The sequence below is a fragment of the Methylomonas sp. Uni0009 genome (genome assembly GCF_054188105.3).
Map to the genome: position 1 here is coordinate 1,219,255 of NZ_JBTAFN010000001.1, position 22,354 is coordinate 1,241,608.

Consider the following 22,354-nt stretch of genomic DNA (forward strand, 5'->3'; position numbering starts at 1 on the left):
TTTTCAAACTCTCAGGCTAAATGCTCAGTTTTTTTTAAAACCAGCTTGCTGATAGCCGGCAGCACCACAAAAGTACACGTCATGATCCAGAAAATGCCGATAGTGATGACCAAGCCCATGCTGGAGATGCCCTGATGCGGGGAAAATGCCAAACCAACAAAGCTGGAAATGGTAGTCAACGCGCCGTAGAACATGCCGCGCGCGGTACTGGATTGATAAATATTCTGATCCTCGGACAACGAATGATGCAATTTTTCAACCATATGGATGCCGTTATCGACACCCAGCCCCATTAATAAAGGCAAGGCGATAATATTGGCAAAATTGATCGGCGTGCCGGTAAACACGGTAGTTGCCATTGTGAACAAGCCGGCCAACACTAAGGGTGTCATCACCAACAGCGTGTCGACGATGCTGCGGCGAATAAACATCAGCAGCAAGGCAATCGCCACCAGGGCAATGATGATGGCTTCCTGGAAGGCACCGATCACCGCTTTCATGGATTCCCAATACATGACCGGCAAATCGGTGGCGTTGGGCGCTACGGCCTGTACGTCGGTGATGAAAGCCTGCAAGTTACCGAGATCGTTCAAATCTTCCTTGGGAAAAATCTGGATACGGTATAAACCGTCTTTACTCAACCAGCGTTCCTTGATTTCCGCCGGGATACTGGTCGGTACAATTTCCTCGGCATGGAAACCGATCAGAAGCTGGTTCATGACAGTGGGCAAAGTGCCGAGCAACGAGGTTTGAATCTTCTCGATAAACACGCCGCGATCAGGCTGGAATCTGGCTTCCAACTCCACCATCACGTCTTGCAACTGCTGTTTAAAGGTTTGCAGGGATTTGATGTCCGCCGGATTGGTTTTTTTCGGCAGGTTGGCATCAATCGCGGCGATCATCCGCTTGATGGCCGGCAAGGGATCAGTGCCGGTTTTCAATTGCGGGAAAAACTGGCTCTGCGGACCCAGCGTCAGCACCATATCGTCGATGATACCCAATTTGCTTTCTTGATCGTCAGGCACAAAGTCGAACAAGCTGATGGTTTTGTCGACAGTCTTCAGGCTCTCCAGCTTTTTCTGCGCCGCTCTGGCTTCGTCTTCGTTTTTCACCAAAACCGTCAAGGTCATCGGCGAAGTTTCGCGCTCTTTCATCAAGTCCTTGAAGGCAATCACCGACTCGGTATGCGGATCGCGCAGATTCAAGGGATTGAAATCGGTTTGCACCTGAAACACAAAGTACACGGCAACCACCGCGCCAAGCAAAGTCAACAAGGAAATCGGTTTGGCATAGTGCAACGTATAATGAGCCAACACGTGGGTAAACTTCGACTCGCCGGGTTGCTCGCCATGCAATTGATGCACGGGCGGATTCGGTAGTACCTTAAGCAGCACCGGCAGCACAGTCAGCGTAATGAATAAGCAAATAAACAAGCTGGTACCGGCCAGCAAACCCAACTCGGAAATGCCTTGGTAGTCGGTGGGAATAAAGGCATACAAACCGATGGAGGTAGTGCCGGCGCACAGAATCAAAGACGGGCTGGTCGCCAACAAGGCCGAACGAATCGCTTTGCCCTTGTCGCTGCCGTAGAGGTCCAGATTGTCGCGATAACGCAGGCAAAAATGGATCGCATATTCCACGCCCAAACCAATATTGGAGACCGCGAAGGCCACCGAAATCAGATTGAGTTGTTTCACCGCCACGGAGGCGAACAATCCGCAAAACACCATGCCCAAAGCCAATGTCAGCAAGGTAGCCAGCATCAACAGCCAAGAACGGTAAGCAACCAATAAAATGCCGCAGACCAACACGATGGAAAAAATGCTGGCGGTAAATGTGCCCTCGCTCATGCCGGCCATTTCATCGTGTTCCAAACCGACTTCGCCGGTCACCCAAACTTTGACGGCCGGCATGTTGGGGTCTTGAATTTTGTCAGCAGCGTGACGGATGACATTAATCGCCGGCTCTACCGGCAAAATTTGGGTGTAATCGAATTTTGGCGTGACGAAGATAAAGGCTTTGTCCGATTGCTCTTCGCTGATCTTGTTTTCGGCAATCAGTTTTTGCCAGGAGAGCAGGTCGGTTTCGCCGTTCAGGGTCTTATGCAGCGAGTTGCTGACCTTGTCGATTAAAGACATCAGATCGATGGGCACTTCTTCGGTTTTGGTTTCTGCATTCAGCGCGTCTTCGAAGATCGAGAAAAAGCCATTCAGGCTGGGATCTTGCGAGATGCGGCCGATAAACGGCTGGGCTTGCGCCAGCGTCACCGAAAAATCCTGCAACTTATCAGTATCCAGATACAGCAGGCCATTGCGCTGAAAAAACGCATTTTCATCCGGCCGATAGACTTTGGTGAAATGTTCGGTATCCGCTCTAAGCTCCCGGCTCAAGCGTTGGGCAGCGGCCTTGGTCAACTCCGGACTGGAAGACTCGATCACCAGCAGCAAGGTATGGACTTCCTGGCCGAACTGCTGTTCGAATTTGCGGCGGTTTTGCTGAAACGGCGCTTCCGGAGCGATCAGTTCCGCCGTATCGGTGTTGACGGTCAGATGATTGCCGGTGTATTGCGCGGCCAGATAAGCCAAGATTACCGAAGCCAGTAACACTAACCCCGGCGAATACAGCAACCAGTTGCCCCATCGAAAAGCGATATTTCCCAAACGTTTTTCCAAGGACATACTTAAGCGCTCACGACGGTGTTAATCAAGTACACGGTGTAACTGGCGTAAATGGCCAACAAGATGCCGCCTTCAACCCGATTGATGCGGCCTTGCTCGCCTTTTCTGGCGTAGCCCAAAAAGAACAGCGACACCGTTAACAAGGCCATCAGCGGCCAATCGCGATTAACGATTTCCAGTGGAATCGACATCGGCTGAATCACCCCGGCCAAACCCACCACCGCCAACGTGTTGAATAAATTGGAGCCGATGATATTGCCCAAGGCCAGATCGTGCTCGCCTTTACGGGCGGCGGCAATCGACGACGCCAACTCAGGCAAGGAGGTACCGATGGCGACGATGGTCAAACCAATCACCAAATCGCTGACGCCCAAATCCTGGGCAATCGATACCGCACCCCAAACCAATAAGCGGGAACTGATCACTAATAACAGCAAACCGGAAACCAGCCAGATGACAGCCTGAGCGCAGGACATCGCATGCTCTTCCAATTCTTCAGCAACTTCTTCGCCTAACACGTCGGTCGTCTCGGCTGTTTTACTCATCCCTTGCCGGACCATCCAGGTCATCACGCCAACGAATACCGCCAGTTCCAGCACCGCATCCATCCGCGACAGATCGCCGTCGTATACCTGACCGAGCACGAACAGGGTCACGGCAAACAATACCGGCAGTTCTTTTTTAACGATTTGCGAATGGACGGTAATGGGACTGATCAAGGCGACCATCCCCAGAATCAAGGCAATATTGGTGATATTCGACCCGTAAGCATTGCCCAGCGCTAAGCCTGGATTGCCTTGCCAGGCCGACAAGGCGGACACTGACAACTCCGGCGCGGAGGTGCCGAAACCGATCACCACCATACCTATTAATAACGGCGACATGCCCAGAAAACGCGCTATCGCCGCAGCTCCTTCGACAAAAATATCGGCACTCCAAACCAACACAATCAGACCGATGACTATCATCAACAGTGGCAAAGCCATAACCTACCCTTAATTTTAAAGATCAAAAAACCGAAATACTGCCCTACGTGACGCCGAATGCTAATCCACCGTCCACTGCACCAAACCGCTGTAAGCACTGGCAATCACCACCACGCCAAACACAATCCGATACCAGGCAAAAATGATGAAATCGTGATGACTGATGTAACGCAGCAAACCTTTAACCGCCAGCAAGGCACTGATAAAAGCCGCGACTAATCCCACCGCGAACGACAGCGCATCGCTTTCGATATGCAGTAAGTCGCGGTGCTTGTATAAGTCGTACAGACTGGCAACGACCAAGGTGGGAATCGCCAAAAAGAAAGAAAACTCGGTAGACGCCTTACGCGACAAACCGAACAGCAAGCCGCCGATAATGGTCGCGCCGGAACGGGAGGTGCCGGGGATCAAGGCAAAAGCTTGGGCGATACCCAATTTCAAGGCATCCAGCGGACTGAGATCGTCAACATTATCGACCCGGATTTTATGCTCGCGTTTTTCCGCCCAGATAATCACGAACGCACCAATGATAAACGCCAACGCCACCGGCACCGGCTTGAACAGCGCGGCCTTGATATGTTTGCCAAACAACAAGCCCAGCGTCGCCAGCGGCATAAACGCAATCGCCAGATTCAACACAAATTTTTGTGCTTGCCTGTCGCTGGTCAATCCGCTCAATACCGAGCCGATCTTGGCCCGGTATTCCCAGCAAATCGCCAGGATCGCGCCTACCTGAATGACGATGGTAAACAGCTTGGCCTTGTCGTCATTAAAATTCAGCAAATCGCCGGCTAGAATTAAATGGCCGGTGCTGGAAATGGGGAGAAATTCGGTTAATCCTTCAACTACGCCGAGTATCAGGGATTTAATGATGAGGGTAATGTCCATTTTTTATCAGGCTCCGTACCAGTCAGGTACCAGGGTCGAAATCAGCATGTCGATGAAGTTGATGTAAACCAGTCGAATTTGGTAAGCCTATGAAAAAGCCATATAAGCGGGGCGGGATTATAGTCGAAATCTCAACCATTACGTAACTTTACGCTGTAAGGCACGGCAAATCCTGGCATTTATGACCGACATGCCTAGCAGCAATTTAGGTTTGGGCGTGCTTTGCATAGCGCTCGCCGGTCTGCCAGAATCGCCGGCAGTACAAGGCACTGCCGTTGCAGTATTAATCCCGCTCAGTCTGGGAAGGTGTTTAACCATGGCCATTGCATATCCCCCACTGATAAGCGCTCTTTGCGATCCGGCCTGTTTCCCGCATCCGGTCAAACGGGTCACCGTACTGGAAACCCATATTTCCTGGGTGTTGCTGGCCGGCCGCTATGCTTACAAGATTAAAAAACCGGTCGATTTGGGCTTTTTGGATTTCAGCCAACTTAGCCAGCGCTACTTTTACTGCCAGGAAGAAATTCGCTTGAATCGGCGTCTGGCGCCCGGCATTTATTTGCAGGTGGCGGCTATTGGCGGGTGCCCCAAACAACCCCGAATCAACGTGGAGCCGGCGTTTGAATATGCGGTAAAAATGCGCCGCTTTGCAGCCGATAAGTTGATGGATACGTTACTGGCCCAAGCGGAAGTTACGCCAACGCATATCGACAGCTTGGCCGACACTATCGCCCGGTTTCATAGGGGCTTGGCGCCGGCGAGTCCGGACTCGAACTACGGCTCTCCGGCCACCATTGAAGCGCCGGCCCGGCAAAATTTTCAGCAATTGCTTGAGTTGATGAAACCCGAAGATGCCGCATTGATCAAGTCAATGCAAGATAACTGTCGACAGGCATTTTTGGCGGCCGAAAACCTGTTTTCGCAGCGGCAACAAGCCGGCTTTATTCGTGAATGCCACGGAGACCTGCATCTGGGCAATATCGTGCTGTTAAGAGGTCGGCCGGTCGCATTCGACGGTATCGAGTTTTCGCCGGAATTGCGCTGGATAGATACGATCAGCGATGCGGCATTCCTGATCATGGACTTGCTCCATCGCGGGCGCGCCGATCTGGCATATCGATTTTTGAACGCCTATTTGCAAATCAGCGGCGATTATGCCGGCCTCGGCGTGTTGCGCTTTTATCTCAGTTACCGGGCCGCGGTGCGCGCGAAGATTGCCGGGTTCAGGTTCGCGCAAACCGGCGCAGAAACGGCCAGACAAGCATGCCTAAGTTATTTAAATTTGGCCGACAGCAGTTTAAGCCCGCGCAAACCGGCATTGCTTCTGACCCATGGCCTGCCAGGTTGCGGTAAAAGCGCGGTATCGCAATTACTATTGGAAAAACATCAGTTGATCCGCTTGCGTTCGGATGTCGAGAGAAAACGGCTGTTTGGGTTAAGCGCCCTGCAAAAAAGCAGTTCGGCAATCGATGGAGGCATATACCATCCACAAGCCGGCCAAAAAACCTACCAACGTTTGCTAGACCTAGCGCAAACCCTGCTTAAGTACGGGTTTCCGGTTATTGTCGATGCCGCTTTTTTGCAACACGCCCAACGCCACCCGTTCCAGTTACTGGCACAAAGCCTGGGAATTCCTTTCGTCATTGTTTCGATACAGGCTAAGGACAAGGTGCTGCAGCAACGCATACAACGTAGACAAGAACAAGGCGGCGACCCATCGGAAGCCGACTTGAACGTATTGGACAAAGCCAAGACAGGCGCCGAAGCATTGCAAACCGAAGAGCTGCCGTACAACCTCGTATTGACCAACAATAGCGACGGCCTGGACGAAATCGATCAACAAGCAGCTTGGCACGAGCTGGCGCGAACATTGGAATAAACCAAGCCAGACCGGCTTTTGCCGAAACGGACGCGGTAAAACTGTGCGCTTGGACAATATTAAATTCACGGTAAATTAGGCGGCGAGGGTTGGCATTTCCTACTGTCCACGATCTTTGTTAGAATCGCGGGTGATCGCTAGATAATTAAACCAATAAAAACCACCATTTGAGCCATGAATAAAAAGAAAATTATAATATTTGCCGTCTGTCTGGCAGGCCTGCTAGCCATTCAGATTAAGTTTTTCCTGCCGTTTATGTACGACATCGCCGCTTCCGATTTATTTTTGGTGGAAAGCAAGGACGCGGCCAACCCTATGTCCATTAGCACAGACATGACCGCTATGGCGTTCGCCCACTGCAACACCTACATCAAAAACGAAGCCGACGAAGATCAAAGCCTGTCATTTGCCAGCCAACCGACCAATGCCTGGACTCTCGGCAACTACGAATATATTGTCAATGCCGACGTGGAAATCAGCGGGAAAGACAGCCCCAACGTGATGCGTCACTACGCTTGCCGGATCCAATACGGCAAAGGCGACGACACCTCCGGAGCCAGCGATTTCGAAAATTGGTCTGTCGAAGGTGTAAGCGGATTGACCGATTAAGCCGAATTCATTTCGCTGACACACCCCCTCCGGCAACCGGAGGGTTTGTCTAAAACCGCTATGAATCACGTCACCGTTTAATACCTTTTGCTGTTGCAGACTTCTTTGGCAAACAGCTTGTCTGCAATGTAACCCCTCTTTCAGGTTTTCCCGCTGCTACAAAGCCGCATGGCGGCAAGCAGATGACTTACGCCCGACTCCCTGAATCAACAAACTTATAAACCTAAGCCTCTGCGTAGCACGCAGAATACCTGCCCTGAGTAAGCACATTTATCAAGAATTGAGATAAGCTTATCCCCAGCAGATAAACCGTGCACCCGCACACGCAAAGCCCCGCTGACCGTGACGCCGTTCGTTTCAAATCAAGTTCTTCGGTACCAACACATGCAAAAAACTCACTTAGCCCTGCTGTTCACCGGCCTTACGCTGACATCGTTCGCAGTTGAAGCCGGCCCCGTGCAAGACGATTTCAGCACCTGGATCAGCAATACCTATCAAACCGATTTCGGCGGCAGCCCCTATTTAGTTTTTCTGGAATTGGCACCGCGCACCAAAACCGACAATACCTTGTTTAATCAAATTATTGTCCGTCCGCTGCTCGGCTATAAGCTAACCAACAAATTGCAGCTCTGGCTAGGTTATACCTGGCAAGGCGAATACAGCGAACAAACCGACTTTGAAATGGCCACCAACGATGCGATGCAGCAGGTGCAGTGGATAGACAACTGGACGTCGCAATTGAATTTTCAGTACCGGTTTCGTCTAGAGCAACGCTTCTTTGCCCACGAAGGCGACGTCGGTCATCGCATGCGGCACCGCTTCCGTTTAGTCTATTCAATACCGGACAGCCAAGCTTATCTAATCGCGCTTGATGAGCTGTTTGTGTATTTCAATTCGATAGACGAGGGCCGGCTGGCGCGATCCGTGCAGACCGGTATCAACCAAAATCGCAGTTATGTCGGGGTGGGCTACAAAATAACCAAAAATTTGAATGTCGATACCGGCTATCAATTGCAATACATCCATAACTACGGCTCGCCCGATGTTACCAATCACGTTTGGCTAACCAATATCAATGTCAATTTCTAAGCCAGAGAAATGCGGGGATTTTTCGCTACCACCAGCGAGGCACTAAAACCAAGCTGGAGACTGACTCTATATGCAGCCCGCCTGGGCTGCATATAGAATCCTCGGCTCTCAGCTAAAAAAGCTCAACCGGTTTTTCACTTCCACAGCAACCAAGGCATCGTAATGACGCCGCAATACCGAGTCCGTAGGACGCGGAAATAAAGTGGCTTCAATTTCGCTTTGCAGCTGTTCCAGAAAACTGGAGCTTGGTTCCGTGCTGTCAGTAGCGACAGACTGGCTGGTCGAAGTTGCTGGCGTTTGGCCTTTAGCGGAACGAAATAGTTTGCCGAAAAAGGAAAGTTCGCAACCCTGAGACGAGTATGCGCACGCAGCGACCAGGCCGGTCAGTATGAACAATACAATGGCTTCGAACATATCAACACCTCATGACTAATAAAGAATACCGGCCAAACCAGGTTGCAAAGTCAACCAGGCCGGTGCCGGCGACTCTTGCCCAGCAATTAGAGTGCCACCACTAAAAACGCATAAGTCATTGTTAAATAATTAACAAATAATTTATCAGCACCTAAAACCCTGCCGTTTTCCCAACAATTTGTCGGTAATACGCCAAGGAGCATGACAGGCGAAGCGGCAAGCCGCGGTGTGGAAATAGATGTTTCCGGCAAAAGCCGGAATCCATGGTAACAATAAAACTCTCGACTGCCCGAAAGCAGCGAGATTCGACGGCCGGATTAGTGGTTGGCTAACGCGGAGGCAAAATAATGAAAATGTTAGGTTTGAAATATCTCCCGACGTTTGGTTGTTGGTTAGCGGCAATCGCATTGCTGGTTTTTATCGAGCGCTTCAGTGTGCATTGGCACCCGTGGGATCGCGTTCTAATGAGTACCGCGCACGGCATCAGAAGTGTGTTGCTGGATCGTTTTTTTGCAGCCATCACCTGGACTGGTTCGCTGTTCATTCTGGCCCCGATAACCGCAGTGCTAAGCGGTGTTCTGGTGAGAAACAGCCGTATCAAAGAGGCAGGGCTGATGGTCTTGAGCCTAACGGGTGTTGCCCTGTTCAGCCGTCTCGCCAAGCTTTGGTTCGCTCGCCCGCGGCCCGATTTTTTCCCCGTTGTGGGTGAAATCCCCTTGGACGCCTCCTTCCCAAGTGCCCACACCGCGCAAATCGTTGCCTTTGCTACGGCCTTATGCTGGATGTGCAAACCCGACAAACTGGGGCTTAACTTTTACGCTTTGACCGGGTTTACGCTATTGACGGTATCCCTGGTTGCCGTCTCACGAGTCTATCTGCAAGTTCATTTCCCCTCGGATGTACTAGCTGGCGCCTTACTGGGACTATTGTGGGTGCTGGGTTTAATTAATCTGCTGCAAAACGGCGGCATCTTCATCAGGTGAGTCATGCGAAACAAATTTCTTAATACCGGACAGAGCGGTTATCACCCTTTTAGAAAATTGAAGGTCTGTTTGTCAGGTCTGCGCTACGCGGTTGTTTATGATTTTAGTGTGGCCTATAAAGTCGTACTGTCCGTGTTGATTTTGGCCGTATGCTTTTATTTTCGCCAATGGGTGGATTTCATCTCGGTACTAACCGCCACCGGGCTGATGCTGATATGCGAAATGTTTAACACCACGATAGAGGCGCTCTGCGATTTCGTGGAAACTCGGCAAAATGAAAAAATCCGCGTCATCAAGGATATTGCCGCAGCCGCTGCAGGCATCAGCATTCTGATTTGGGCAGTGGTCATGCTCTGGGAGCTCAGCTACTTAGGGTCGTTAATCGCTTGATCCCCCGCTGATAAAGATTTCCCCGGCACCATCAAACAAATAGCTACAAGAGGCAGACGGCGCAGTGCCTTAAAAGCAAAAACCGGAGATTGCTCAATTTCACCAGCTTTAGCCCGGCTGGGGATAAATCGCCCCCACGCTAGATAAGCATGACGAATGTTAAGATACATAAATCCCTTCATATCCCTGGGTGCGGAGGGAGAGAGTTTTCTATGATGTTTATCAAATCCCTTAAATGGGATGAAGGCGGGAGGATAATATGGGACGATTGGTTTTTATGCTGTGGCTACTGCTTGGGCTGGCACCGTTGCAAACGGCAAGGGCGTTGGACATGCAAGACGTTCCGGAGCCGTTAAAACCCTGGGTCAACTGGGTGTTGGCGGATGAAACCCAGTATCGTTGCCCGTTTATCTTCGACGATTTTCAACAAAAACATTGTGCCTGGCCGGGCGCTCTGCACCTGAATTTACAAGCCAAGCACGGTAGCTTCGTTGCCGAATGGACCGTGTATCGCCAGGATTGGATTAGCTTGCCGGGCGACACGCAACATTGGCCGCAGACGGTCACCGTCAACAAACAAACCCAGCCGGTCGTAGAAAAAGACGGTAAGCCGGCCCTGTACTTTCCCGCGGGCCGCTACCAGATCAGCGGCGAATTTTTCTGGGAAAGCCTGCCGGAACAATTAGCCTTACCCGAAGCCAGCGGCTTGATTCAGCTCAGCGTCAACGATAAGCCGGTCGCGTATCCCCCCATCAAGCAAGGTGCCTTGTGGCTGAATACCGAGAACGCCGACACTGCCGACCGGGAGCAGGATAGGCTGGACCTGCAAGTATTCCGGCAGGTGCAGGACGAGGTGCCACTGCAAGTCATTACCCGGCTGGATTTGGAAGTCTCCGGCAAGGCCCGCGAGATTGAGTTTCCTTATGCTTTACTGCCTAACTTTATCCCGGTGGCGTTGAATAGCCCGTTGCCCGCTCGTCTGGACGGAAACGGACGACTATTGGTGCAAGTGCGGCCGGGACGCTGGAGCATAGACATTCATGCCCGCCATCCACAAGCCTTGACGCAACTGGATTTGACCGTAAAGGACGAGAACTGGCCGGCGGAAGAGTTGTGGGCGTTCCAGGCCGTGCCTGCCTTGCGTTTGGTGGAGATCGAGAATTTGACCGCGATAGACGGCAGTCAAACCAATCTGCCCGCCGAATGGCAGCATTTACCTACCTATCAACTCAAGCAAGGCGAGAGTATGAAGTTTAAGGTTGTGCGCCGCGGCGACCCGGAGCCCGAGCCGAATCAACTCAAGTTGAAGCGCACGCTGTGGCTGGACTTCGAGGGCGGCGGTTACACGGTCAGCGATAACATCACCGGTACGATGAGTCGCGACTGGCGCTTGAACGCGGTGCCCGAGCTGGGACTGGGCCAAGTGCAACTGGACGGTCAGAGCCAATTGATCACGCAACTGGCGGACGGCAACCAGGGCGTGGAAGTGCGCCGCGGTGCCATCCAGCTGAATGCCGACAGCCGGATCGAAGCCGATTTAAGTAGCTTGAGCGCCAGCGGCTGGCAACAGCGTTTTCAACAAGTACAGGCTGAATTGAATATCCCGCCGGGCTGGCGTCTGCTGGCGGTCAGCGGCGTGGACAATGTACCGAATAGCTGGTTAAACCGCTGGACCTTGCTGGACTTGTTTTTGGTCTTGATTGCCGCATTAGCCGTGGGCCGGCTCTGGTCGCCGCAATGGGGCGCGTTTGCCTTGCTCAGTTTGACGCTGATTTGGCATGAGGCCGATGCGCCGCGCTTGATTTGGCTGAATGTGCTGGCGGTGCTGGCACTGTTGCGGGTATTACCGGCGGGTAGCTTTTGGCAATGGTTGAAATGGTATCGCAACGCCAGTTGGCTGGCGCTGCTGATGCTGACGATTCCATTCATGATAGCGCAGATTCGTATCGGCATTTATCCGCAACTGGAATTGCCCCGGCAGCCTATTCAACGTTTGCATTCGATGGTGAGCGCCGCCGCACCAATGGCGATGCAAGTAGAACAAATGGCGGATTCGGCGATGGCGCCGGAGCCGGAAATAAGAGAACTTGCTAAAACAGAGTCCGAGTATTCCGCTAAACCCAAGATGTCGAGAGCTTATGGTGGCAGCGCTGCCAGTTTGCAACGGATCGATCCGGACGCCAATCTGCAAACCGGTCCCGGCTTGCCGCATTGGGGCTGGCAGCGCGTGGAGTTAAGCTGGAACGGCGCGGTTGATAGTAATCAGCAAATCCGCCTCTGGTATTTGTCGCCATTTATGCTGATGTTGCTGCACTTTGCCCAAGCCCTGTTGGTGGCGGTGTTGGTGTTAAAAATGCTGGGAGCCATCGCCACCAACTGGCGCTTGTCCTTGCCGAGTTTGACCTGTCTGTTGCTGCTGCCGCTGTTGATGGCGCCAAACCAAAAGGCCTATGCCGATCTGCCCGACGCGCCAATGCTGGAGCAATTGAAAACCCGTTTGCTGCAAGCACCGCAGTGCCTACCCAATTGCGCGCAGATTGCCGATATGCAATTACTGGTCAAGCCGGAAGTGCTGCGTATCGAACTGCAATTGCACGCGCAGCAGGATTTGGCAGTACCGTTGCCGGCTCAGCTTGAGCAATGGTTTCCGGAGCAGGTCAGCGTCGATGGCGGCGAGGCGCAAGCCTTGATCCGGCAGGATGACGGCAGCTTGTGGCTGGCTGTGTCGCCTGGAGTACACAAAGTGACGATGCAGGGCCGCTATACCGCGCAGGATAAATTTAGTTTGCCGCTGCCATTGCCGCCGCAACACGCTGGTGTCATTGCCGACGGCTGGCGGGTGGATGGTTTATACGAGGACGGCAAGGTGGGTCCACAACTGGAGTTCAGCCGATTGCAACCCGATAGCGGGCCGAGAAATAAATTGCAGCAAACTGCCTTGCCGGCATTCGTGCGGGTGGAAAGAACTCTGCATTTGGGCTTGGACTGGCGAGTGACCACCCGCGTCGAGCAATTGGCCGGCGCACTCAGTCCGGTGTTACTGGAGCTACCGTTGTTGCCGGGCGAAGCGGTTACCAGTCCGCAGGTGCGGGTGAAGGACGGTAAAGTATTGGTGAACATGGCGGCCGGTCAAGCCACTTTGGAATGGGAGTCGGCACTGGCAAAAACCGAGCAATTGACCTTGCAAGCCGCAGACACGCCGCAATGGACCGAGGTGTGGCGCGCCGATGTCAGCCCGATCTGGCATTTACAAGCCGATGGCATTGCGGTGGTGCATCACCAGGACGGGCAGGGCCAGTGGCTACCGGAGTGGCGGCCCTGGCCAGGCGAAAAGGTCAATCTGACTATCGGCCGACCGCAAGCGGTGGCCGGCTCAACCCTGACTATCGATAGAAGCGAATTAGCGGTCAAGCCGGGGCAACGCAGCGAAACAGTCGAACTGATTTTGAGCATCCGCAGCTCCAAAGGCGGACAACACCCCGTAAAACTGCCGGAACTGGCGGAGCTGCAAAGCGTGACGATAGATGGTGTCAGTCAGCCGATTCGTCAGCAAGGCGCGGCGGTCAGTTTGCCGATACATCCCGGCACCCAGCAAATTGTGCTTAATTGGCAAACGGCTAAAGAACCGGGCGTGCTGTTGCGCACGCCGCTGGTCGATCTTGGCGTTACCAGCGTCAACAGCCGTATTCAATTACTGATGCCGCAGCAGCGTTGGTTGTTGTGGACCTTCGGCCCAAAATTTGGTCCGGCCGTGTTGATTTGGGGTTTGCTGATCGTACTGGCCTTATTGGCGTTCGGGCTGGGTAAGCTGAATATCACGCCGTTGCGGCATTGGCAGTGGTTTTTATTATTGATCGGTCTGAGCCAACTGCATATTGCTGCCGCATTTTTAGTGGTGGGCTGGTTGTTTGCGTTGGGATTCCGCGCCCATCATGCACCGCAGCGGCCGCGCTGGTTCAATCTGGCGCAAATCGGCTTGGCCGGTTTGACGCTGTTGTCGCTGTTGTCAATAGCGATTGCGGTCGAACAAGGTTTGTTGGGAAATCCGGATATGCAAATTGCCGGAAATCAATCCTCTGCAACTTTGTTGAATTGGTATCAGGATCGCAATGGCCCGCAGTTGGCCGTTGCCACCATCGTAAGCCTGCCTTTGTTGGCCTACCGGATTTTGATGTTGGCTTGGTCTTTGTGGATGGCCGCAGCGTTGTTGAATTGGCTGCGCTGGGGCTGGAACTGTTTTACCGGTGGTGGGCTGTGGAAAAAATCACAGCCTCAAGTGGCCGTGCCGAAATCAGAGGCTTGACATAGCAGATACCCCCGGCACAGCCGGGGGCTTTATTACGCGCAATGACCTTCAAGGCTTTCTCTAACCGGCTACGCTTCAACGCAATGCTTTCGCCACGCCTTGTATAAGTTCCAAGGGCGAGACTGTGCAATACAGCCGCGTCACCAAGCTTCTAAAACCACCACTTTCCAGCCCCGATTCTCCGCCGGCCGCAAACTTACCCAGGCGGCGATCTGCCTTGACGGCGCGGATTGAGCCGCTGACTGGCTTTGGTAATAGCCCACGCCGGCGTCTTGATCGGCGATTTCAGCCGCGAGCTGGCGCAATTCCGGTATCTGATTGAAGCGCTCCTCACGGAACAAATTAAGGCCAATCTCCTGCGGGTCGCTATCGTAAAGCAGCAGGCCATCATCTTGCACGACCCACACTGTGCGTTTTTGGGTCTGAGTATCCTCGGCCAGCAAACCACCCAGAAAATCGACCGGTTTGATGCGCATGGAAATAAAGCCCGGGATGGTTTTACCCTGTTTGATCGGCACCACCATCGTGACGGCGGGAAAGCCCTCAGGGGCTTGATAAATCCGGCTCAGAATCGGCACTCCCCGCTCTAAAGTCATTCGGTTGTGCTCAAGTTGCGAGGTATCGGCACCCAGCGCTTGGCGATATTTGCCCGGCGCCACCGCCACGATAGTGCCGGGCGCGCGGGTGGTAGCGAAACTTTCACCGCGCGGATAACGTTGCAGCAAGCTCTCCAGTAAGCCGCTGGATGCGGCTAAATCGGAGTTGCTGTTTAAGGACTCGGCGGTTCGCTGCATGCCCATGCGCATTTCGTTCAGGTTGCCCAAGATACTGTCCGCGATCTGGTTGGCAGCCGTCAGGTTCTGGTTGGAAATACGGGTGACATCGGCTAGCGCACGCTCCACCTGCTGCTTTTCCTGCTTGACAATTTCGCCTTCAGCCACCGCCAAGTTTCGGGCTTTATGCGCCTCCACGCCAAATTTGAAGGCCAGTCCGGCGCCGATCAAAATCGCCAGCAATACCGCCAGACTGGCCGCCAGCACGACTTTGTTGCGGGCGATGAAGCGGCGGAGCAGTTCGCCGCGCGAATAGGCATAGGCACTCACCAAGCGACCGTCGCGATAGGCCCGCAACTCGTCGGCTAACGCAGCCGCATTCGGAAACCGTAGCGATTTGTCCTTGGATAATGCCTTGTCGCAGATGGCGATCAATTCCGGCGGCATGGGCAGCTTCGGATCCCGCGCCGAGGGCATAGACGCCAGCGAACTGAGTTGCGCCAATATTTCATCAGCACTACCGCTTAGCGGCGGATGGCCGGCCAATAAATAATAGAGAATACAACCAAGCGCGAACACATCGGAGCGCGTATCCACAACACCGAAATCGGGATTAGCTTGTTCCGGCGCCATATAGGCCGGGGTGCCGAGAATGTCGCCGATCCGGGTCAAATCCGCATCGTCGGCCACCTGTTTCGGTGCGGCAGATATTAGTGGCGCCAGATCGGCTTCGTTTTCCACCTTGGCCAAACCCCAGTCCAACACAATGGTTTCACCGAACGGGCCCAGCACGATATTGCCGGGTTTGATGTCGCGATGAATCACGCCTTTGGAGTGGGCGTACGCCACCGCTTCGCAAACGTCGATTAATCTGTCCAACAAGCCCAGGCGCCGCGACAGCGCATGCTCGGCCAACACCTCGTCATTACAGGCTTTTAGGGCTTTGGCCAGTGTATCGCCACGCACCAAGCGCATCACATAATAGGGCGCGCCGCTTTGCTTCGTTCCCAGATCGTAAACCGGCACAATCCCCGGATGTTCCAGGCGGCCGGTAATGCGGGCTTCACGCAGAAAACGTGCGCTGAGCTCGACATCATCATTCGCAGCCTGATCCAGTAATTCCTTGATCGCCACTTCGCGGCCGATGCGCTCGTCAAAACCCAGCAACACCTGACCACCGCCGCCCACGCCCACGGCGCCGCGTAGAGAATAATCATCGTTGAATTTAGCGTCCTGCCCAGGGCTGTCGTTCAACACCTGAGGGTAGGGGCGCGGCTTGATCCGGGTCAGATCGTCGTCTTTGGGTTTGATGAGGGTGGCGTCGTCTTCCGGGAGCATCATCTCAGACAGCTTAGCCTTGTTTAGTCTTTGCGCAGCCTGATCAAGACTGCGGCGCGGGCTTGCGGTCGGCATGCCCCAGGTCGCGCTCGGGGGCAATTTGATCGCGCACCAATTGCTTTAACTCGGTAATCTCCGGAAACCTGCCCTGCTGCTTGCGGGACCAGACCAACTCGCCGTTGGCGCGCACCTCAAAGATACCGCCGGTATCGGGCTGCATTACCAGTTCGTCCAGTTCTTGTTCGAAAGTGCTTAACAATTCCTGAGCCATCCAGGCCGCGCGCAATAGCCAGCGGCATTGCGTGCAGTAGCGGATTTCGACGCGGTTCATGGCTTACAACTCGTCGCGCAGGCGTTTGTAAATACCGCCGAAACTGCCGTTACTCATCAGCAACACATGGCAAACGCCGCCGGCTTGGGCTTTGATGGTAGCGATAATGCTTTCCAAGCTGTTGCAAATCTCGATGTTGTTGGCGTATTTGAGTAGCTGGCTTAAATCCCAGCCAAGATTATCCGGCTGATAGACGATGGCCCGGTCGGCCTGGCCCAGGGATTCTGCGAGCGATTGCGTATGCACACCCAACCGCATCGTGTTGGAGCGCGGCTCGACGATGGCCAGGATTTTTTCGCTGCCGACTTGTTGGCGCAAGCCGTCCAATGTGGTTTTGATGGCGGTGGGATGGTGAGCGAAGTCGTCGTAAACGGTAACGCCGGCGCTTTTGACGATGACTTCCATGCGTCGTTTCACATTTTGAAACTGTTGCAAAGCCGCTATCGCATCTTTTGCCAGAATGCCGATATGCCGGGCGGCGGCGATAGCAGACAAGGCGTTGTAGACGCTATGGCGACCGGTTAAAGTCCACTCGACTACTCCTTGCTCTTCACCGGCAAAACTGACGCTAAAGCTGCTGCCGTCGGCTTTCAACAAGTGCGCCTGCCAATCACCTTCGCCGTCGATAGCCGTCTTCACGACCGGCGTCCAGCAGCCTGCTTCCAGCACCTCGGTGATATGTTGTTCGCAAGCCGGTGCGATGATCAGACCTTCATTGGGTATGGTGCGCACCAGATGGTGAAACTGTTTTTTAATGGCGTCCAGGTTTTCGAAGATGTCGGCGTGGTCATATTCCAGGTTGTTCAAGATCGCGGTGCGTGGCCGGTAATGGACGAATTTGGAGCGTTTGTCGAAAAAAGCGCAGTCGTATTCGTCGGCTTCGATGACGAAAAAATCCGATTCCCCCAAACGGGCGGAGATGCCGAAATTCAGCGGAATACCGCCGATCAGAAAGCCCGGTTTAAAGCCGTTATATTCCAGCACCCAGGCCAGCATGCTGCTGGTGGTGGTTTTGCCGTGGGTACCGGCCACCGCCAATACCCATTTTTGTTGCAACACGTGCTCTGCCAGCCATTGCGGGCCGGAGATATACGGCAAACCTAGGTTCAATACCGCTTCCACTTCCGGATTGCCGCGCGACATGGCGTTGCCGACGACCACCAAGTCCGGCTTGCAGTCCAGGTTTTCGGCTTTATAGCCATTCATCAACCGAATGCCTTGCTCTTCCAGTTGCGTGCTCATCGGCGGGTAGACGTTTTGATCGGAGCCGCTGACGGTATAACCCAATTCGCGGGCGATCAAGGCCAAGCCGCCCATGAAGGTGCCGCAAATGCCGAGGATGTGGATGTGTAGTGGCTTTTGTAATTCTGTCATTCTGATAATTGTAGCGGGGTTAATTAGATGCAAATCCGGAAATTCGGTCGTCAGCGAATTGGATCATTTTTTCGGTTCTTCCGGCTTTTTTTCTTCCTCGACTTTGGGTTCGCCTTCGATTTTTTCTTCGACTTTGGCTTCCGAACCTTTGGCCCCAGCCGCTTCTAACAGCTTTACGATGTTTTCCCGGCCGAGTTTTTTGGCTTTATCGAGTATTTTCACGCTCTGGCTGTCCGCCGCGTTAACGTTTGCACCGGCTGCGATTAACACACCAACTATGTCGGCATTGCCGAACATCACTGCATCCGTTAATGCGGTGGAACCCAGTTTGTCCGCCAAATTGACGTCGGCACCATACGCCAGCAGCGCCTTGACAATCCGCAAATTGCCGTTAAAACTGGCTGCCATAAGTGCGGTACGGTCGGTCTCCAATTTGCCATTGACGTCCAATCCTTGCGCCAATAGCGCTTCGACGCGGTCCAGCTTGCCGGTGGCCGCGGCGGCAAATAAATCTTTAGTATCTTCGGCAAGCGCCTGCACGGACCAGACGATTAGCGCTGCGCTCAGGAATCTGCGGATATTCATCGGATTGCTTGCTTGCGTTTGGGTATGAGTTGGGTTGAAATAAGGCAAATACTGATTTACATCATCTATCAATGAGCGAAAAAAACAAAGTTTTAGTTGAAGCCCAACCCTACTATATCGAGGCCCAATCGTCCCCCGAACAGAACCGCTATGTGTTCGCCTATACCATCACCATCACCAACGTCGGTTCCACGCCGGCCAAATTGCTGACTCGCCACTGGCTGATCACCGATGCCAACGGCAAGGTGCAGGAAGTCAACGGCGACGGTGTAGTGGGAGAAAACCCGCATCTTAGCCCCGGCGACTCGTTCCGCTATACCAGCGCGGCGATGATAGAAACTCCGGTCGGGGTGATGCAAGGTAAGTATCAAATGCAATCGGACGCCGGCGAAAATTTTAACGCAGCCATTCCCAAATTCACTTTATCGATACCCAGAACGCTGCACTAATGGCGATTTATGCAATTGGTGACATTCAGGGCTGTTACGACGAGTTTCGTCGTTTGCTGGACCATATAAGCTTCGATCCGAATCAGGATCAACTCTGGCTGGCCGGCGACTTGGTGAACCGCGGCCCAAAATCCTTGGAAACGCTGCGCTTTGTGAAAGGCTTGGGTTCTGCGGCCGTTACCGTACTGGGCAATCATGATCTGCACTTGATTGCGACCGTGGTTTCGCTGGGCAAGGCCGGTAAAAAAGACACGCTGAGCGACGTTTTAAGGGCCGAGGATTGCGAAGAACTGATAACCTGGCTGCGCCATCAAAAGCTGTTCCATCATAATGACAATTTTTGCATGCTGCACGCCGGCTTGCCGCCGCAGTGGGATTTTGAAACCACGCTGCGCATGGCGCGTGAAACCGAGCAAGCCATGCAAAGCCCGGATCACGAACGCTTTTTCCGCTCCATGTACGGTAACAAGCCCGTGGTCTGGCGCGACGATTTACTGAAAACCGAAAAGCTGCGCTTTGCGATCAATTGTTTCAGCCGGCTGCGCTATTGCACCGTCGACGGCGTGATGGATTTTGGGCCCAAAGGCGCGCCCGGCAGCCAGCCCGACCACTTAATGCCCTGGTTTGAAGTGCCGGGCCGCAAAAGTATCGATATGCGCATCATCTTCGGCCATTGGTCCACGCTGGGCTATTTCGCCGGCTATAACTGTTACTCAATAGACACCGGCTGCTTGTGGGGCGGACAATTGACGGCGCTGGAACTGTCAGAACAACCCAGACGTTTCAGCATCGACTGCGCGCCCGTGCAAAACCCCAAGGCGTTTTCAGAGTAGTGAACTTTTGCCGGCGTTCCGGCATCAGTTCCCTCGCACACCAAGCACCACATCAATTTAACTCGAGATTAGACCATGCGAAAAAACCTGTTCCTCGCCATCATCCTGGCCTTGCCATTAACCGCCTTCGCTTACCCTAGTGAAAACGACTATGGCCAACCGGTGGACCACAAACTAGAACATTTGAACAAACTGCTGCAACTCAGTCCGGAGCAAAAATCCAAACTGGAAGCGATTTTTAAAGAACAGCACGAAAAATTCCGCGCCATCCACGAAGAGTCGCACAGCCGAATGAAAGAAGTGTTAACTCCTGAACAAATGCAGAAAATGGACGATTTGCGCAAGCAGCACCAGGAACAGATGCGCGAGCAAGCCCCTCGTAAACCGGCCCCATAAAACAAACGGCCTCAGCAGTCGCTGTGACTGCTGAGGCCGTTGTTTGAACCAGCGTATTTTTTAAGAGAAATTTCGGCCGTAAAAAATCTCGGCCATTTCTTCCTGCAGCATGCCTTGGATTTCTTCCTGATCCTCGTCGCTGAAATTACTTTCCTTTTCGAACAGGTAATTTTCCAGTTCGGTTTCTTTCAACATCATCTTGGTGTGGAAGATGTTTTCCTGATACACATTGACGTCGATCATCTGGTACAGCTCTTTCGTGCTTTCCGCGATGTAATTCTGGATGGAATTGATTTTATGATCGATGTAATGTTTTTGCCCGGATACATCGCGGGTAAAGCCACGCACGCGGTAATCCATGATGACGATGTCGGACTCGAAACTGTGAATCAAATAATTCAAGGCTTTCAGCGGGGAAATTTGCCCACAAGTTGACACGTCGATGTCGGCCCGGAACGTACAAATATCGGTATCCGGATGGCTTTCCGGATAAGTGTGTACGGTGATGTGGCTTTTATCCAAATGCGCCAAAACCGTCTCCGGCAACGGGCCGGGTGACTCGGAATTCATGCCGGCCGGAATCACCGCACCTTCGGAGATCAGCATCGTCACACTGGCACCTTGCGGATCGTAATCCTGATGGGCGATATTCAAAATTTGCGCGCCGATGATGTTGGCTACGTCTTTTAAAATCTGCGTCAAACGCTTGGCGTTATAGGCTTCGTCGATATATTCGATATAGGCTTTTTCCTGCTCTTTGGGTGCATAGCAAACGTCGTAAATATTAAAACTCAACGATTTGGTCAGGTTATTAAACCCGTGTAACTGTAATTTGCTCAACCGATCAACCCTCTATAACTTCAAAATCATGACTTATTTCCACGCCCGCTTTGCCCAACATAATGGAAGCCGAGCAATATTTTTCGGCGGATAACTTCACCGCCCGTTCCACTGCGGCAACCGGCAGATTTTTACCCGTCACCTTGAAGTGCAAATGAATTTTGCTGAATACGGCCGGTACTGTGTCCACCCGTTCCGCAGTCAGTTCGGCAGTGCAATGTACGATCTCGTGGCGGCCTTTTTGCAGAATATCCACGACGTCGAACGACGAACAGCCGCCCACGCCCAACAACAGCATTTCCATGGGGCGTACCCCGAGATTACGCCCGCCGTGATCCGGCGGACCGTCCATCACGACCGTGTGCCCGCTGCCGGATTCGCCGACGAATAATCTGCCGTCGACCCATTTAATCGTTGCCTGCATGCTAAACCCCAACCAAATTCAAAATTGTCGCGAATTTTACAACGAACCCGTCAAATGTCTTGATTTTTTTGTAAAACTACTGCACCTTGATAGGGTAACCAATCTAGTTCACAGAATTATTACAAATTATGAGCTTTGTTAAACAAAACAAGATTTCACCCTCTGCCCTGGACGCCTTTTTACGCTTCTGCCATGTTAGGAGCTATCCAGCCAAAATCACCATAGTCCGCCCCGGCGATATAGGCGACAAGCTGTTGTTTGTGGTCGACGGCTCGGTCAGCGTCAGCGTCGAGGACGAGGAAGGCCGAGAGTTGATTTTGGCGTATTTGAACAAACACGATTTCGTCGGCGAGATCGGGGTGTTCAAAAATGCCGAAACGCGGAGCGTACTGGTGAAAACCCGCACCAAATGCCAAATGGCGGAAATCGGCTACGAGCGCTTCAAAATGCTGTTAAACGCCGAGTTGCGCGATCAGGCGGTGGAGATTTTGACCGTACTCGGTGAACAGCTCTCGACTCGCTTGTTGATCACCAGCCGTAAATACCGCGACCTGGCGTTTATGGACGTGGAAGGCCGTATCGCCCGCACCCTGTTGGATTTGGCCAAGGAGCCGGACGCAATTACCCATCCGGACGGCATGCAGTTGCATATCACCCGCCAGGAAATCGGCCGGATCGTCGGTTGTTCCCGCGAGATGGCAGGGCGCGTATTGAAAGAGCTGGAAGACAAGGGCTTGATCACCGCACACGGTAAAACCATCGTGGTATTCGGCACACGTTAACGCCGCG

Annotated in this window: 21 protein-coding genes; 10 read left to right on the top strand and 11 right to left on the bottom strand. The window is 53.1% G+C overall.

Annotation, left to right across the window (positions count from 1 at the left end; translation table 11 throughout):
• Positions 1–11: 11 nt before the first annotated feature.
• The 3 genes from ACWAU0_RS05730 to ACWAU0_RS05740 are packed head-to-tail and all read right to left on the bottom strand — an operon-like array spanning position 12 to position 4,552.
• Positions 12–2,678 (bottom strand): MMPL family transporter, encoded by a 2,667-nt coding sequence (locus ACWAU0_RS05730; RefSeq protein ID WP_101053973.1) that lies wholly within the window; start codon positions 2,676–2,678, stop codon positions 12–14.
• Between the two features lie 2 nt (positions 2,679–2,680).
• Entirely contained in the window at positions 2,681–3,664 is a 984-nt protein-coding gene (locus tag ACWAU0_RS05735; RefSeq protein WP_319961107.1) for a calcium/sodium antiporter, read from the bottom strand.
• A 60-nt stretch (positions 3,665–3,724) separates the two neighbouring features.
• Positions 3,725–4,552, bottom strand: coding sequence for an undecaprenyl-diphosphate phosphatase (locus ACWAU0_RS05740; protein WP_033158221.1), 828 nt, complete (start codon positions 4,550–4,552; stop codon positions 3,725–3,727).
• A 316-nt stretch (positions 4,553–4,868) separates the two neighbouring features.
• Between ACWAU0_RS05740 and ACWAU0_RS05745 the strand changes: the two genes are divergently transcribed.
• The 3 genes from ACWAU0_RS05745 (at position 4,869) to ACWAU0_RS05755 (ending at position 8,129) form a co-directional block, all read left to right on the top strand.
• Positions 4,869–6,431: a bifunctional aminoglycoside phosphotransferase/ATP-binding protein gene (locus tag ACWAU0_RS05745; RefSeq protein WP_319961106.1), complete on the top strand. Its 1,563-nt coding sequence runs from the start codon at positions 4,869–4,871 to the stop codon at positions 6,429–6,431.
• Positions 6,432–6,605: 174 nt separating this feature from the next.
• Complete coding sequence (locus tag ACWAU0_RS05750) at positions 6,606–7,040, top strand: hypothetical protein (protein WP_033158222.1); 435 nt, start codon at positions 6,606–6,608, stop codon at positions 7,038–7,040.
• A gap of 384 nt (positions 7,041–7,424) precedes the next feature.
• Complete coding sequence (locus tag ACWAU0_RS05755; protein WP_319961105.1) at positions 7,425–8,129, top strand: DUF2490 domain-containing protein; 705 nt, start codon at positions 7,425–7,427, stop codon at positions 8,127–8,129.
• A gap of 108 nt (positions 8,130–8,237) precedes the next feature.
• On the opposite strand, the gene ACWAU0_RS05760 is transcribed toward ACWAU0_RS05755, so the two are convergent.
• Positions 8,238–8,543: a hypothetical protein gene (locus ACWAU0_RS05760; RefSeq protein WP_171696865.1), complete on the bottom strand. Its 306-nt coding sequence runs from the start codon at positions 8,541–8,543 to the stop codon at positions 8,238–8,240.
• An 86-nt stretch (positions 8,544–8,629) separates the two neighbouring features.
• The gene (locus ACWAU0_RS05765) at positions 8,630–8,794 is read right to left on the bottom strand and encodes a hypothetical protein (protein ID WP_458138610.1); all 165 of its coding nucleotides are present in this window, start codon (positions 8,792–8,794) and stop codon (positions 8,630–8,632) included.
• A 102-nt stretch (positions 8,795–8,896) separates the two neighbouring features.
• Here ACWAU0_RS05765 and ACWAU0_RS05770 point away from each other — a divergent pair, with 102 nt between their 5' ends.
• The 3 genes from ACWAU0_RS05770 (at position 8,897) to ACWAU0_RS05780 (ending at position 14,219) form a co-directional block, all read left to right on the top strand.
• A complete protein-coding gene (locus ACWAU0_RS05770; protein ID WP_458138612.1) occupies positions 8,897–9,526 on the top strand; it encodes a phosphatase PAP2 family protein in 630 nt (209 codons plus the stop codon).
• 3 nt (positions 9,527–9,529) lie between these two features.
• On the top strand, positions 9,530–9,916 hold the full coding sequence (locus ACWAU0_RS05775; protein ID WP_319961103.1) for a diacylglycerol kinase: 387 nt from the start codon (positions 9,530–9,532) through the stop codon (positions 9,914–9,916).
• Positions 9,917–10,175: 259 nt separating this feature from the next.
• Positions 10,176–14,219 carry a hypothetical protein gene (locus tag ACWAU0_RS05780; RefSeq protein ID WP_319961102.1) on the top strand — a complete coding sequence of 1,348 codons (4,044 nt, stop codon included), beginning with the start codon at positions 10,176–10,178 and terminating at the stop codon, positions 14,217–14,219.
• 143 nt (positions 14,220–14,362) lie between these two features.
• Here the strand turns inward: ACWAU0_RS05780 and ACWAU0_RS05785 are convergent, their stop codons facing one another.
• From ACWAU0_RS05785 to ACWAU0_RS05800, 4 genes are all read right to left on the bottom strand, one after another.
• Positions 14,363–16,408, bottom strand: coding sequence for a serine/threonine protein kinase (locus ACWAU0_RS05785; RefSeq protein ID WP_458138614.1), 2,046 nt, complete (start codon positions 16,406–16,408; stop codon positions 14,363–14,365).
• Positions 16,377–16,664: an Rdx family protein gene (locus tag ACWAU0_RS05790; RefSeq protein WP_101053946.1), complete on the bottom strand. Its 288-nt coding sequence runs from the start codon at positions 16,662–16,664 to the stop codon at positions 16,377–16,379. Before ACWAU0_RS05790 ends, ACWAU0_RS05785 begins: the two co-directional genes overlap by 32 nt.
• A gap of 3 nt (positions 16,665–16,667) precedes the next feature.
• Complete coding sequence (gene mpl, locus ACWAU0_RS05795; protein WP_319961100.1) at positions 16,668–18,038, bottom strand: UDP-N-acetylmuramate:L-alanyl-gamma-D-glutamyl-meso-diaminopimelate ligase; 1,371 nt, start codon at positions 18,036–18,038, stop codon at positions 16,668–16,670.
• A 63-nt stretch (positions 18,039–18,101) separates the two neighbouring features.
• Positions 18,102–18,623 carry an ankyrin repeat domain-containing protein gene (locus ACWAU0_RS05800; protein ID WP_319961099.1) on the bottom strand — a complete coding sequence of 174 codons (522 nt, stop codon included), beginning with the start codon at positions 18,621–18,623 and terminating at the stop codon, positions 18,102–18,104.
• A 71-nt stretch (positions 18,624–18,694) separates the two neighbouring features.
• Here ACWAU0_RS05800 and apaG point away from each other — a divergent pair, with 71 nt between their 5' ends.
• From apaG to ACWAU0_RS05815, 3 genes are all read left to right on the top strand, one after another.
• Positions 18,695–19,072, top strand: a complete 378-nt coding sequence (gene apaG / locus ACWAU0_RS05805) for a Co2+/Mg2+ efflux facilitator ApaG/CorD (RefSeq protein ID WP_020484295.1) — start codon at positions 18,695–18,697, stop codon at positions 19,070–19,072.
• Entirely contained in the window at positions 19,072–19,905 is an 834-nt protein-coding gene (locus ACWAU0_RS05810) for a symmetrical bis(5'-nucleosyl)-tetraphosphatase (protein ID WP_458138617.1), read from the top strand. The genes apaG and ACWAU0_RS05810 overlap by 1 nt, the downstream gene beginning before the upstream one ends.
• Positions 19,906–19,980: 75 nt before the next feature.
• Entirely contained in the window at positions 19,981–20,301 is a 321-nt protein-coding gene (locus ACWAU0_RS05815) for a periplasmic heavy metal sensor (RefSeq protein ID WP_458138618.1), read from the top strand.
• A gap of 60 nt (positions 20,302–20,361) precedes the next feature.
• Here ACWAU0_RS05815 and speD read toward each other — a convergent pair whose 3' ends face one another.
• Positions 20,362–21,141, bottom strand: a complete 780-nt coding sequence (gene speD / locus ACWAU0_RS05820; protein ID WP_033158233.1) for an adenosylmethionine decarboxylase — start codon at positions 21,139–21,141, stop codon at positions 20,362–20,364.
• 4 nt (positions 21,142–21,145) lie between these two features.
• Positions 21,146–21,565, bottom strand: coding sequence for an OsmC family protein (locus tag ACWAU0_RS05825; RefSeq protein ID WP_033158234.1), 420 nt, complete (start codon positions 21,563–21,565; stop codon positions 21,146–21,148).
• Positions 21,566–21,693: 128 nt separating this feature from the next.
• Here ACWAU0_RS05825 and crp point away from each other — a divergent pair, with 128 nt between their 5' ends.
• Positions 21,694–22,347 (top strand): cAMP-activated global transcriptional regulator CRP, encoded by a 654-nt coding sequence (gene crp / locus ACWAU0_RS05830; protein WP_033158235.1) that lies wholly within the window; start codon positions 21,694–21,696, stop codon positions 22,345–22,347.
• Positions 22,348–22,354 lie beyond the last annotated feature (7 nt).

Bases quoted from the DNA above. Each gene is read 5' to 3' on its own strand.
- ACWAU0_RS05735 (WP_319961107.1), bottom strand. From the start codon at position 3,664: ATGGCTTTGCCACTGTTGATGATAGTCATCGGTCTGATTGTGTTGGTT.
- ACWAU0_RS05770 (WP_458138612.1), top strand. From the start codon at position 8,897: ATGTTAGGTTTGAAATATCTCCCGACGTTTGGTTGTTGGTTAGCGGCA.
- ACWAU0_RS05800 (WP_319961099.1), bottom strand. From the start codon at position 18,623: ATGAATATCCGCAGATTCCTGAGCGCAGCGCTAATCGTCTGGTCCGTG.
- ACWAU0_RS05825 (WP_033158234.1), bottom strand. From the start codon at position 21,565: ATGCAGGCAACGATTAAATGGGTCGACGGCAGATTATTCGTCGGCGAA.
- ACWAU0_RS05790 (WP_101053946.1), bottom strand. From the start codon at position 16,664: ATGAACCGCGTCGAAATCCGCTACTGCACGCAATGCCGCTGGCTATTG.
- ACWAU0_RS05760 (WP_171696865.1), bottom strand. From the start codon at position 8,543: ATGTTCGAAGCCATTGTATTGTTCATACTGACCGGCCTGGTCGCTGCG.
- ACWAU0_RS05785 (WP_458138614.1), bottom strand. From the start codon at position 16,408: ATGCCGACCGCAAGCCCGCGCCGCAGTCTTGATCAGGCTGCGCAAAGA.
- ACWAU0_RS05780 (WP_319961102.1), top strand. From the start codon at position 10,176: ATGGGACGATTGGTTTTTATGCTGTGGCTACTGCTTGGGCTGGCACCG.
- ACWAU0_RS05750 (WP_033158222.1), top strand. From the start codon at position 6,606: ATGAATAAAAAGAAAATTATAATATTTGCCGTCTGTCTGGCAGGCCTG.
- ACWAU0_RS05745 (WP_319961106.1), top strand. From the start codon at position 4,869: ATGGCCATTGCATATCCCCCACTGATAAGCGCTCTTTGCGATCCGGCC.
- ACWAU0_RS05755 (WP_319961105.1), top strand. From the start codon at position 7,425: ATGCAAAAAACTCACTTAGCCCTGCTGTTCACCGGCCTTACGCTGACA.
- mpl (WP_319961100.1), bottom strand. From the start codon at position 18,038: ATGACAGAATTACAAAAGCCACTACACATCCACATCCTCGGCATTTGC.
- crp (WP_033158235.1), top strand. From the start codon at position 21,694: ATGAGCTTTGTTAAACAAAACAAGATTTCACCCTCTGCCCTGGACGCC.
- ACWAU0_RS05730 (WP_101053973.1), bottom strand. From the start codon at position 2,678: ATGTCCTTGGAAAAACGTTTGGGAAATATCGCTTTTCGATGGGGCAAC.
- ACWAU0_RS05810 (WP_458138617.1), top strand. From the start codon at position 19,072: ATGGCGATTTATGCAATTGGTGACATTCAGGGCTGTTACGACGAGTTT.
- ACWAU0_RS05815 (WP_458138618.1), top strand. From the start codon at position 19,981: ATGCGAAAAAACCTGTTCCTCGCCATCATCCTGGCCTTGCCATTAACC.
- ACWAU0_RS05775 (WP_319961103.1), top strand. From the start codon at position 9,530: ATGCGAAACAAATTTCTTAATACCGGACAGAGCGGTTATCACCCTTTT.
- ACWAU0_RS05740 (WP_033158221.1), bottom strand. From the start codon at position 4,552: ATGGACATTACCCTCATCATTAAATCCCTGATACTCGGCGTAGTTGAA.
- apaG (WP_020484295.1), top strand. From the start codon at position 18,695: ATGAGCGAAAAAAACAAAGTTTTAGTTGAAGCCCAACCCTACTATATC.